Origin of the sequence: Treponema sp. Marseille-Q4523 (assembly GCF_016901105.1) — a bacterium.
Taxonomy (GTDB): domain Bacteria; phylum Spirochaetota; class Spirochaetia; order Treponematales; family Treponemataceae; genus Treponema_D.
In genome coordinates this window covers 24772-37373 of the sequence record NZ_JAFEVM010000013.1, presented here as the reverse complement: position 1 = coordinate 37373, position 12602 = coordinate 24772, and the positions used below count along the sequence as shown (strand labels likewise).

The window sequence follows — 12602 nt, the reverse complement described above, 5'->3', positions numbered from 1 at the left end:
GAACGTCCGCAAGGTGCGCACTAATTCAACATTCTCCAAAATTGATATTTTGTTCGACTGTTGAATTTCAATGAACGTTTGCTTTCCCGAAATTAATCAACACCCCGAGGCGAGCGTCGGGGTATTAAACCCTCCGCACGAATAAAAAAAAGGATTTACAATCCGAAACGAATCGCAAATCCTTGAGGTGGGCCATGTTTGACTTGAACAAACGACCAAAGGATTATGAGTCCTCTGCTCTAACCGACTGAGCTAATGGCCCGAGCGGAATGCATTGTATCAGAAAAGCGGATTTTTAGTCAACATGACGATTTTCTGTTAACGATTTTCTATACCACGGAAATCAATGCGATGATAAAACCGTACCTATCGAGACGCAAAAAAATTGCCAAAAAAGAAAACCGCCCCGCAAACCGCCTTTCCCGCTAATTAAAAAACGTGCGCAGCTTTTCGACATCTCTTTGAAACGCTTCATCGATGACCGGAGGTCGATCGTTGAAATACAAAATCTGCGAAAGCTCTTCGGACGTTTCAGCACCCCACAGCGGAAAAACGTTTTCGTATTGATGAAGGAAACCGAACGCAAGCGGGATATTCGAAAGCACGCCCCCGCACAAGGGCTGCATCGCGATGAAGCCCATATCGCGTTCCGCACACAGACCGACGAGTGACGACGTGACGAGGGGACTTATCATGCTGAACGGAAATTGAATCGTTTCGTAAAGTTCCGTTTTAATAATTTTCGAAGCGGTATCGAAATCTTCGGTTACGGCTCCTATGTGTTTGATTTTACCGGAGGCTTTCATCGTAAGGAGCGTTTGATAGATGCCGTCTTTACCGTCTGCCGTCGGGACAAAATTTTCGGTTTCGTATTGATACAGATCGATCGCATCGCAGTGCAGCGCGCCCAGGCTTTCGTCCAAGTCGCGAAGGAGTTCCTGTCCCGAAGCGGCTTTCGATTTCGTCGCGATGATGACGTTTTCCCGCACTTCGTACAGCGCATCTCCGAGCAGCTTTTCGCTTGCACCGTCGCTGCGCGACGTATCGAAAAAATTGATTCCCGCTTCGTATGCTTTTCGAATGAGCGTCGAAGCCGTTTCGACATCTCCCGTATGCTTCAGCGACATGGCGCCGAACGCCGTTCTGCTTGCGAGGAGATTCGTTTTGCCGAGCCGAACGTATTCCATACTTTATCCGTGGGACGGAGGCACCGTAAACGCACCGGCAAAATGCCCGCGCAGATACGATACATGATTATTAATTTCTAATGACGGGCGTATACGAGGCGATCGCTTTGTGAATTTCGGAAACCAAATCGCTTCGCTTGACGCGCGTTTGTTCCATCGAATCGCGAAAGCGGATCGTCACGGTGTCGTCGTCTTTTGTTTGATAATCGACCGTAACGCAAAACGGCGTGCCGATTTCATCCTGCCGGCGGTAGCGTTTGCCGATCGTACCGCTCGTATCGTAATCGGTGACGAAATCTTCTTTGAGCGCTTTGCGGATGTCCGCCGCTATCTCCACGAGCCCGTCTTTTTTCATCATCGGGAGTACGGCGACCGTGACTGGCGCGAGACGCGGATGGAGATGCAGCACCGTACGGTAATCTTCTCCGCCGTCGGATGCGACGTTTTGCTCTTCGTACGCTTCGCACAAAAACATGAGAAAGTTGCGGTTCAATCCTGCGGACGTTTCGATGACGTACGGAGTGTAACGTTTGTTGCCGTCGTCCTGATCGATATAGCTCATATCTTTGCCGCTGTACTTCGTGTGCTGCGACAGGTCGAAATCCGTGCGGTTGTGGATGCCTTCGATCTCTTCGAAGCCGATCGGAAAGCGGTATTGGATATCGTATGCATCCTTTGCATAGTGTGCAAGTTTATCGTGGTGCTTCCAGTGAAGATTTTTTTCCGAGATGCCGTACCGCTTGTAAAAGTTCCAGCGTTGTTCCCGCCAATACGCGAACGCATCGTCGTCGGCACCGGGTTTGCAAAAGTATTCCATTTCCATCTGTTCGAATTCGCAGGTGCGGAAGATAAAATTCTTAAAGATGATTTCGTTGCGGAACGATTTTCCGACCTGCGCGACGCCGAACGGGATCTTCATCCGGTTCGATTGAACGATATTTTTAAAATCGACGAATATGCCCTGACAGGTTTCCGGACGCAGGTATACGACGGACGTGTCGCTTTCGACGGGGCCGAGATGCGTTTTAAACATCAAATTGAATTCGCGCACGGCGGTATAGCTGTGCTTGCCGCATACGGGGCAATTCACTCCGTGTTCGTCGATAAACGCTTTCATCTCTTCGTGCGACATCGCGTCTACCGCTTTTTCGGGCTTTACGTCGTGAGAAGCGCAAAAATCTTCGATGAGCTGATCCGCGCGAAAACGCGCTTTGCATTCGGTGCAGTCGATCATCGGATCGGAAAAATGCGCAACGTGTCCGCTCGCTTCCCACGTCGTATGATGCATAAAGATCGAAGAGTCGAGGCCGACGACATCGTCGTGGAGCTGCGTCATCTCTTTCCACCACGCGTTTTGGATATTGCGTTTGAGTTCGATACCGAGCGGACCGTAATCCCACGCGCCCGCCTGTCCGCCGTAAATTTCACTCGATTGATATACAAAGCCGCGCCGCTTGCACAAACTGATGATTTTATCAAGCGTGCATTCGTGATTCGTTTCCGCCATAGCCGTCTCCCGTACGTACCGGGCTGCTTCCGAAAACCGCAGTCTTTAGAAGCTCCCGTCACAAAAAATTATTAAGCGTTCCGTTCAAAACGTTCATTCGCTATGACGGCGATTTTACCAAAAAAAATCGATTGTAGCAATAAAATAAAAGAAAAACGGCAGGCATATGGCATTTCGCCTTATTCGCATAAATCTAAACAGCTCGCCGATCGCACGCAACGCATCGTACTTCAACTTTCAGATTATCTCTGTATTCTTTTAAAACAGTATCTTCAATTTTCTTTTAAACATTTTTCCGCTTCCAAGAGGTTCAGTAAGTCGTTTACATAACGACTCTTCCCCATATCCGTCACAATCCGCTTATTAGGCAAAATCGTCGTATAAAAATCATACAACAACACCGTTATTTTTTATTATAACCACAGCATCACCCGAAAAGACAACATTTTATATTGTTCCATTTTCGTTGATTGCGCTTTGCGCTTTTTTCTGCTAAGATTTCATCCGCGATGATTTCTTATTGGCAGCAAAAAAACGGACAATTCGTCCGCGTTTCCGGAAAACGATTGGACGAAGAAAACCGCACGTGGGTCGACGCCCGCAACGTTTCGAGCATTGACGCTTCGCTTCTCGAAACAAGTTGCGGCATAGATTACGACCACATCGTCGATATCCTCGACCCCGACGAGCTTTCGCGCATCGAAGACGGAGACTCGTACGTGCTCGTCATCATACGGATGCCGGTGTACGATGCGGCTGCGGAAGTATCGTTTTATACGATCCCCCTCGGCATCGTGATCGAAGGAAATACGATCATCACGATATGCTCTTCAAGCTGCGACATACTCGGCGGTATCGCGTCGGGACAAGTAAAGGGGATCACGCTCGACGATTTTCCGGATTTTATCATCAAACTGATGAGCCGCGCCGACACGACGTTTTTGCGTTATCTCAAAGAGATAAACCGTCAGACGACCGCCATGCAGCGCGAACTGCAGGGACCGATCGAAAACAAAGAAATCGTAAAGCTTCTCAATTTGCAAAAGTCTCTCGAATATTTTACGACGTCTCTTACAAGCAACCAGCTTTTGCTGCAAAAACTTCGCAGAACGAAATTATTAAATCTCGACGAAGACGATTACGATTGGCTCGACGATGTAGACATCGACAACAAGCAGGCGATCGGTATGGCGGAAACCTACAACAATATCCTCGCGGGACTCATGGACACTTTTACGTCGGTCATTTCGAACAATTTGAACGTCAGCATGAAACGCCTCACCGTCATCAATCTCGTACTCATGGTGCCGACGTTTATCACGAGCTTTTTCGGTATGAACGTACCGCTGCCGTTTTCAAGCAACGGGTGGGTCGGTATGTTCGTCATTTCAGGCGGCTGCATCCTCACGACGATCATCACCGCACTCATGCTCCGCGACCGTACGTCGATAAAAAAATAATCGGCACCGCATCTGCGCTCGGCCTGCAGGTTCATTCGGCGAATCGAATTACGTTGAAACCTTTCGTAATTTTTTATATTTTACTAACGAGAAGATATGATAAAAAAACGCCGTCCGAAATATCGTCGTCGCTGAGGTCGGATGCAAAAATTGCTTGAGCGTTTTCTTTTGGAGAACTTATGAAAAAATATGCTATCGTACTGATTTCAGTAATTTTTTGTACGGCATTTCCGCTCTGCGCGAAGGGCGGAAGCGATACATTCGGCGGCCTCGATATGACGCGGCCGACCGACGGAAACGCCGCCCGTACTTTCATCATCGGCGAAAACAGTCAAACCTATACGGCCGAACGTACCGTTTTGCCGTTTAAAATCAATAAATTCGAAACGACATACGCGCTTTGGTACGCCGTGCGTATAGACGCGGAAGGGCGCGGCTATGTTTTTGCAAACCCCGGACAGGGCGGCTCGGAAGGCAGACGCGGCGGAGAGCCGACGGACGCGGATAAATATTTACCGGTTACGGCGATAAATTGGTACGATGCGATCGTGTGGTGCAATGCGCTCAGCGAAATCGAAAATAAAACGCCGTGCTATTCGTATAAAGGAAAAGTGCTGCGCGATTCGACCGATACCGCTTCGTGCGACCTGTCCGTATGCGACTGGAACGCCGACGGCTATAGGCTGCCGACGGAAGCCGAATGGGAGTACGCCGCCCGTATAACGAAAAGCGGCATGCAGCGAGGCGATAAGGCAAGCGGCGAAACGGGGGGTGAAGGAAGAGATGACGCGTCGCTTGTCGCATGGGACTGCAGCAATGCGGATGCCCCTCGGATCGTCGGAACGGCAGGCACGGTATTTACGCCGGAAGCGCCGCCTGCTCCCGGATCGGGCAATGCAAACGGAAGCGGCATATACGATATGAGCGGCAACGTACTCGAATTCTGCTGGGATTGGTTTGCCGATTACACGGAGCAAAAAAAGGAAGTGCGGTATACAGGCCCCGCATACGGTTCAAAGCGCGTAAGCCGCGGCGGAAGCGTTTCGGAATACACACCCTTTATCAACGCGGGCGACCGCTACGCATTCGATCCGAACGAAGCGTATACTTACATGGGCTTTCGAATCGCATCGAGCGAATAACGCAGATGATCGGAAAATTCGAGTTTTTTCGTGCGGGATCTTGTCTCACATACCGCGTCACAACAAAGAGTATTAAACGCGACATTTGGCCTTATTGAATAAAAACGTCATACCTTGTACACTGAATCAATGGATATTCAATCACGGCGGCGTGTCGTCATTACGGGTTTGGGTGCCGTCACTCCGCTCGGAAACGATGTCGCATCGACATGGGCGGGTATTAAAGCCGGCAAAAGCGGCATCGGAAAAATTACTCTTTTCGATGCTTCCGATTATCCCGTAAGGATCGCGGCCGAAGTAAAAGATTTTTCACTCGACGCGTACGGTTCGGATCACAAAGTCGTGCGAAAAATGGCGCGCTTTACGCGCTTTCTTACAGCCGCTTCTCTGCAGGCCGTTCGCGATGCGGGCTACGACGGATCGTCTTTCGGGCAGGACGCGTCGGGCATTGTAAACGGCGTCGGCATCGGCGGCTACGACGCGATCGAAGACGGTTTTAAAAAATACTGCGATCCCCGCTTCGGCGTGAGCCGGCTGCCGCCGCTCACCGCTCCGATGATGCTGCAAAACGAAGCTGCCGCGAACGTCAGCATGCTTCTCGGCGTACACGGCCCTGTATGGACGATTTCGACCGCATGCGCTTCCGGAACCGATGCGATCGGCCTCGCGTCCGATTTGATTCGAAGCGGCAGAGTGGACGTATGCATCGGAAGCGGCACGGAAGCGTGCATCACGGGATTCAGCATCGGCTGCTTTCAAGTGCTGCAAGCACTCGCGTCTTCGTTCAACGATTGTCCGGAAAAAGCGAGCCGCCCCTTCGATAAAGCAAGAGACGGCTTTGTCATGGCCGAAGGAAGCGCCGCCCTCGTGCTCGAAGAACTCGAACACGCGAAAAAGCGCGGCGCGCGCATCTATGCGGAAATCGCAGGTTACGGGTCGTCGAGCGACGCTTATCACATAACCGCACCTTCTCCCGACGGTTCGGGGGGAGCGCTTTGTATCGAACGCGCTTTTGCCGACGCGGGTATGCAGCCTTCTTCGGTTCAGTATTACAACGCGCACGGTACGTCGACCCAGGCGAACGACGAAACGGAAACGAAAATGATAAAGCGCGCTTTCGGCGATCACGCGTATACATTGGCGGTATCTTCGACGAAGAGTATGACCGGACACATGATCGGAGCTGCGGGCGTTATCGAAGCGCTCTTTTGCGTCAAAGCGATCGGAGACGGTTTTGCACCTCCGACGATGAACCTTGACGAACCCGATGTCGAGCACGGCTGCGATTTGGATTACGTTCCGAACAAAGGCAGAAAAATGCGCATCGACGCGGCGGCGAGCGTATCGCTCGGTTTCGGCGGACATAACGGGTGCGTCATCGTTAAGCGGTACGAATAAAGAGAGGCGGAAGTTGATTCGAAGTCCGCGAAAGCGGACACGTAGAATCAGTTCTTTGCAGAACGAGCCGGAGGCTCTAGCTTCCTGCAAAAGTTTTTATGAGAGGTAGTTATGATTATTAAACCGATGGTTCGAAGCAGCATCTGTATCAACGCGCATCCTGTAGGCTGTGCAAAAGAAACGGAAAACGAAATCGCGTATATCAAGACGCAAAAAGAAAAGCGCGGCATCAAGGGTGCAAAAGAAGGCGGGGCGGGGCCGAAAACCGTGCTCGTTCTCGGCTGTTCGACGGGATACGGACTTGCAAGCCGCATCGTGGCCGCATTCGAATACGGAGCCGACACGATCGGCGTTTCGTTCGAAAAAGCGGGAACCGAAACGAAGGGCGGCACACCCGGCTGGTACAACAATGCGGCTTTCGATCGCGCGGCGAAAAAAGAAGGACTTGCATCCGTCACGCTGAATGCAGACGCCTTTGCCGACGAAACGAGAGCGCGCGTCATCGACGAAGTGAAAAAACTCGGAGCCAAATTCGATTTGATAATTTACAGTCTTGCAAGTCCCGTGCGCACCGACCCCGATACGAAAGTGCTTTACAAATCGGTGATCAAGCCGCGCGGAAAACCCTACAGCGGAAAGTGTATCGACATTATGACCGAAACGCTCAAAGAGTCGAGCGCGGAGCCGGCGACGGAAGAAGAAATCGCAAGTACGATCAAAGTGATGGGCGGAGACGACTGGAGGCGCTGGATCAAACAGCTGTCCGATGCGGGAGTCCTTGCGCAAGGCTGCCGTACGATCGCGTATTCGTATATCGGACCCGAACTCAGCCATGCGATTTACCGCGACGGCACGATCGGCACTGCAAAGCTCGATTTGGAAAAAGCGGCGCTCGACTTGGATAAAGAGTTGAAATCGTCGGTCGGAGGAGGCGCGTACATTTCCGTCAACAAGGGACTCGTCACGCGTTCGAGCGCGGTCATCCCGATCATATCGCTGTACCTGTCGATTTTATTTAAAGTGATGAAAGAAAAGGGAACACACGAAGGATGCATCGAACAGATGGAGCGTCTCTTTACCGAACGACTCTATACGGCCGACGGTACGGTTCCGACCGACAGCGAGCACCGCATCAGAATCGACGATCTCGAACTTGCGGACGACGTGCAGGAAAAATGTCTCGAAAGCATGAAGTCGGTGACGCAGGAAAATATCCGCGAGCTCTGCGACCTCGAAGGCTACAAGCACGACTTTCTCGCTGCAAACGGGTTCGATATCGCGGGCGTCGATTACGATAAGGATGTCGCGCGTATGGATACGATCGATTGAACGGCGCTTGATGCCGATAAAAATTATTAATTAATAATACCGCTCCGTCTTTTGTGCCGAGCGCAAGAGTCGGGGCGGCGCCTAAGCTGCGGGAGGTTCGTATGTTGGAAGGACGCCACCTTATAGAGCCGGATGATCTTTCCGTCGAAGAGATCGATGAAATCTGCTCTCTTTCCGAACAGATGATCGTCGATCCTGCAGCGTTTCAAGATGTGTGCCGCGGGAAAATTCTTGCGGCGCTTTTTTTTGAACCGAGCACGCGCACGCGTCTTTCGTTCGAAGCGGCGATGCTCCGTCTCGGAGGCGCAGTCGAGGGATTTTCGGATGCGCAGTCAAGCTCCGCGGCAAAAGGAGAATCGCTTTCCGATACGATCCGCGTCGTTTCATCTTATGTCGACGTCATCGCGATGCGCAGTCCGAAAGAAGGTGCGGCGCTCCTCGCATCCCGTTTTTCGTCGTGTCCGATCATAAATGCGGGCGACGGAGGCCACTTCCACCCGACGCAAACGCTCACCGATTTGGTGACGATACGAGAGCTTCGCGGCGGTTTTGAAAATCTTACCGTAGGCTTTTGCGGGGATTTGAAATTCGGGCGCACCGTGCACAGTCTCGTGCAGGCCATGTGCCGCTATAAAAATAATAAATTCGTCTTTATCAGTCCGAGCGAACTTGCGATCCCCGAATACATTCGGGAAAGCGTGCTCGATGCATCCGGCGCCGAATACGAAAGCGCGAACCGCCTCGAAGACGTCATCGATAAAATCGATATCCTCTATATGACGCGTGTGCAAAAAGAACGCTTTTTCAACGAGCAGGATTACATCCGCTTAAAGGACAGCTACATCCTCGATAAAGCGAAGATGAAGCTTGCGAGACCGGATATGATCGTGCTTCATCCGCTGCCGCGCGTAAACGAAATAGCGCCGGAAGTCGACGACGATCCGCGCTCTGCGTATTTCAGACAGGTGAAGTACGGCATGTATGCGCGCATGGCGCTCATTGCAAAATTGACGGGCTGTTTGTAGGGCGGTTTTAAAAATTCGGTCGGTTTTTTAAGCGGCCTTACATTGCAGTTTTTTTGGTTCCCGATACAAGCGGAGGCGGTGATGAACGTAACGGCGATTAAAAACGGTTTGGTAATAGATCACATCAGAGCGGGTACGGGCTGGCGTATTTTCCGCCGGCTCGGCCTCGACGCTTCTTCTTTTACGTCGGCGCTCATCATGAACGTGCCGTCGCAAAAGAGCGGCAAAAAAGATATGATCAAAATCGACAATATCATCGACATCGATTTTTCGGTACTCGGTTTTATCGATCCCGATATCTGCGTCAATATTATTAAAGACGAAAAAGTCGTTCGTAAAATCAATATGGCCCTGCCGCCGCGCGTGCAAAACGTATTCCGCTGTAAAAATCCGCGCTGCGTCACCGTGAGCGAAAGTTTCGTTCCGTCGACCTTTCTGCTCGTCGACCGCACGAAGAGATTGTACCGCTGCGAATTCTGCGACGCGCTGTATACGGCAGGGGAAGGCGGAAATCCCGTGGAGGCGAAGTCGTGACTCGCGCTCTCCTTTTTTACAATGCGCGCCTCCTTGACGAAGCGATCGACACGCCCGGTGCGTTGCTTGTCGTGGACGATAAAATCCGCGCGGTCTATACCGGCTATTTTACGAATAAAAAAACGACGGAAGCTCTCGCTCTTTCCGTGCTCGCAGAAGACGGCTATGAGCATCCCTCCGTCGAATATGTCGACGCGCAGGGGCTCACGCTCATGCCCGCTTTTATCGATATGCATGTGCACTTGCGCTATCCCGGGCAGACCCAAAAAGAAGATTTGACAAGCGGATTGCGCGCAGCTTGTGCCGGAGGCTTCGGTACCGTCGTCGCGATGCCGAATACGACTCCCGTCGTTTCGTCGCAGATGAGCGCGCTCGAAATCGATCGGGAAGCCGCTTCTCTCGGACTTGCCGGAGTGATACAGTCGGTGAGCATCACGAAGGATTTCGGAGGTTCGGATACCCGACACATCGAAGACCTCGACGCATCTCGCGTGCCGCTTATTACCGAAGACGGAAACGATGTCGCATCCGCTTCCGTCATGCTCGACGCTATGACGAGAGCCGCCCGGCGCGGCATCATCGTAAGCTGTCACAGCGAAGACGCATCGCTTGCGGCCGCGGCAAAAACTTACCGCCGTGAAGCGCTCAAACTGATGGAAGCCTATCACCTTGCCGCGTGGGGAGCGGACGACGACGATGACGTTCCCGACGAAGTACTCGACAAAATCGCGAGCCTTTTGACAAAAGCGAACGATCTGCTCGCGCTCGCGGAAAACAGCGCGACGATCCGCAATATCATGATCGCGCGCGAAGCGGGATGCCGCGTGCACATCGCGCACGTGAGTACGGCCGCCGCCCTCGACGCGGTGCGCAGCGCAAAAGAATCGCTTTCGGACGATGAAGCGGACTACCTCGCCGATGAAGCGGACGCCGCGTACGAAGCCGTCCTCGACGGTACGCGCTATGTACCCGAAGCGAGGGAAGAAAAACGTTTCCGTGTTACCTGCGAAGTAACTCCGCATCACTTGGCTCTCTGCGGTACCGACGAACCTTTTATACGCGCGCTCGTAAATCCGCCGCTCAGGAGCGAAGACGACCGCGTCGTACTCCTTGAAGGACTCCGCGACGGTACGGTCGATGTCATCGCAACCGATCACGCGCCGCATACGCTCGAAGACAAAGCCGCGGGCAGTCCCGGCTTTACGGGACTCGAAACGGCCTTTGCGGTGTGCAATACCGTTCTCGTTGCAGGCGGTCAGCTCGGAGCGAAGCGATTGTCGGCTCTCATGTCGGCAAATCCCGCGCGCATTCTCGGTCTCAATAAAGGCGTGCTTGCTCCCGGTTTCGATGCCGACATCGTGTTCGTCGATCCAGAAGAAAAGTGGACGGTGGATACGAGCGCTTTTTTCAGTAAGGGGAAAGCGACTCCGTTCGACGGACGGGAACTCGTCGGCAAAGTAAAAGAGCTCTTTGTCGGAGGCAGGCGGGTACTGTAACGGATGCTCACGCATCGTCGCTGTCGGGTGAACGCGATCGTGTCGCACAAATGCTGCGTAAAAGTCGTACGTGCCGAGCGAATGCCGCGCAAACACTGTACGCGATGCATCTTATGCGCTGTCTCACGCGCTTGCTCCGTGCAAACGCCGAGCGAATACCGCGCACGGGACGCATCTTGTGCAAACGCCGAGCGCAGACTTCATTTCACGCGCTTGCTCCGTGCAAACGCTGCGTGCTATACTCGTTCCATGCAATTTTCAAACCTTTTTGTCGTACTTTATTGTGTCGGAACTTTTCTTTCGTTTTTATTAAATAATTTTATTGAGCGAACCCAATACGTGTTTCGAAAAAAATACGGACGCGACATACCTCCGGAACTCGCGCCGTATATCACATCGCATGATGCGGAAAAAACGTGTGCGTATAAAGATGCGCGCTATCGCCTTTGGGTTTTCGAATACGGTGCATCGACGACGCTCGGCGCGGTTTTGCTGCTTTCGGGTTTTTATCCGCACGTTTTCCGTGCGCTTAAGTCCGTATCCGATAATCCGTATGCGCTGACGCTCATCTTTGCGTTTACGGTATCGATCCCGTCCGCCGTCTTATCGCTCCCGTTCGAATGGTATGAAGAGTTCGTCATCGAAAAGCGCTTCGGTTTCTCTTCGATGATGCTGCGGCTTTGGATCGCGGATAAGCTCAAATCTTTTACCGTCGCCCTCGTCGTGTCGGTGCTTTTATTTTCGGCGATGACGGCGATCTTCGAACACGTGAGCGCATGGCCCTTCGTGCTTGCAAGCGTTTACGTCGCGTTTTCGCTTCTCATGTCGTTTATCTATCCGCGCCTCATCGCTCCTCTTTTTAATAAATTTACTCCGCTCGGAGAGGGTGCGCTCAAGTCGCGCATCTCCGATTTTATGGAGCGTACGGGATTCAAATCGAGCGGAGTTTTTATCATGGATGCGTCGAAACGCAGCAAACACTCGAACGCGTATTTTACGGGCTTCGGAAAAACCAAGCGCGTCGTGCTTTACGATACGCTCGTCGAACAGCTTTCGGTCGATGAAGTCGGCGCCGTCCTCGCGCACGAACTCGGACACTACAAAAAACATCACATCGTAAAGCGTTTTGCCGTGACGATCCCGCTTGTGTACGCCGTCCTCTTTGCCGCCGCCCGCCTCACGTCATACGAAGCGCTCTACAGCGGATTCGGCTTTTCGTATGATGCGGCGCTTCCGTACATGAAATTCATCGCGCTCTTTTTGTTGTCGGAAGTTTTCGGCGGCTACGGCATCTTTGTTCGGCTTGTTTCCAATTTCTTTTCGCGAAAAGACGAATACGAAGCCGACGCATACGCAAAGAAATTGTGCGGTTCCGGAAAAGCGCTTTCGTCCGCACTCATCGCATTGAATCGGGAAAACAACGGCGAAGTACGGACGGCGAAAATCTACAGCGCGTTTACCTATTCGCACCCGACGCTGCTCGAACGCCTTCGCGCGCTGGAGTAGGGGTGATTTTCGCTGCGC

Annotated in this window: 10 protein-coding genes and 1 tRNA gene; 8 read left to right on the top strand and 3 right to left on the bottom strand. The window is 52.2% G+C overall.

Translation table 11 applies throughout. From position 1 onward, the window contains the following. Window positions 1-188: 188 nt before the first annotated feature. From JSQ97_RS05720 to JSQ97_RS05710, 3 genes are all read right to left on the bottom strand, one after another. Window positions 189-262 (bottom strand) — tRNA-Ile (locus JSQ97_RS05720). Window positions 263-425: 163 nt separating this feature from the next. Further along, the gene (locus JSQ97_RS05715; RefSeq protein WP_205075171.1) at window positions 426-1187 is read right to left on the bottom strand and encodes an aldo/keto reductase; all 762 of its coding nucleotides are present in this window, start codon (window positions 1185-1187) and stop codon (window positions 426-428) included. A gap of 70 nt (window positions 1188-1257) precedes the next feature. Next, complete coding sequence (locus JSQ97_RS05710) at window positions 1258-2694, bottom strand: glycine--tRNA ligase (protein WP_205075170.1); 1437 nt, start codon at window positions 2692-2694, stop codon at window positions 1258-1260. A gap of 509 nt (window positions 2695-3203) precedes the next feature. On the opposite strand from JSQ97_RS05710, the gene JSQ97_RS05705 reads away from it, so the two are divergent. From JSQ97_RS05705 to JSQ97_RS05670, 8 genes are all read left to right on the top strand, one after another. After that, entirely contained in the window at window positions 3204-4154 is a 951-nt protein-coding gene (locus tag JSQ97_RS05705; RefSeq protein WP_205075169.1) for a magnesium transporter CorA family protein, read from the top strand. Between the two features lie 179 nt (window positions 4155-4333). After that, window positions 4334-5296, top strand: coding sequence for a formylglycine-generating enzyme family protein (locus JSQ97_RS05700; protein WP_205075168.1), 963 nt, complete (start codon window positions 4334-4336; stop codon window positions 5294-5296). Window positions 5297-5425: 129 nt separating this feature from the next. Beyond that, window positions 5426-6694, top strand: a complete 1269-nt coding sequence (gene fabF / locus JSQ97_RS05695) for a beta-ketoacyl-ACP synthase II (protein WP_205075167.1) — start codon at window positions 5426-5428, stop codon at window positions 6692-6694. Window positions 6695-6805: 111 nt separating this feature from the next. After that, window positions 6806-8023 carry an enoyl-ACP reductase FabV gene (fabV, locus tag JSQ97_RS05690; RefSeq protein WP_205075166.1) on the top strand — a complete coding sequence of 406 codons (1218 nt, stop codon included), beginning with the start codon at window positions 6806-6808 and terminating at the stop codon, window positions 8021-8023. A 101-nt stretch (window positions 8024-8124) separates the two neighbouring features. Further along, window positions 8125-9048, top strand: a complete 924-nt coding sequence (gene pyrB, locus JSQ97_RS05685) for an aspartate carbamoyltransferase (protein WP_205075165.1) — start codon at window positions 8125-8127, stop codon at window positions 9046-9048. 78 nt (window positions 9049-9126) lie between these two features. Continuing rightward, on the top strand, window positions 9127-9582 hold the full coding sequence (locus JSQ97_RS05680; protein WP_205075164.1) for an aspartate carbamoyltransferase regulatory subunit: 456 nt from the start codon (window positions 9127-9129) through the stop codon (window positions 9580-9582). Next, on the top strand, window positions 9579-11078 hold the full coding sequence (locus JSQ97_RS05675; RefSeq protein WP_205075163.1) for a dihydroorotase: 1500 nt from the start codon (window positions 9579-9581) through the stop codon (window positions 11076-11078). Before JSQ97_RS05680 ends, JSQ97_RS05675 begins: the two co-directional genes overlap by 4 nt. 249 nt (window positions 11079-11327) lie before the next feature. Continuing rightward, on the top strand, window positions 11328-12584 hold the full coding sequence (locus JSQ97_RS05670; RefSeq protein WP_239446990.1) for a M48 family metallopeptidase: 1257 nt from the start codon (window positions 11328-11330) through the stop codon (window positions 12582-12584). Window positions 12585-12602: the final 18 nt, after the last annotated feature.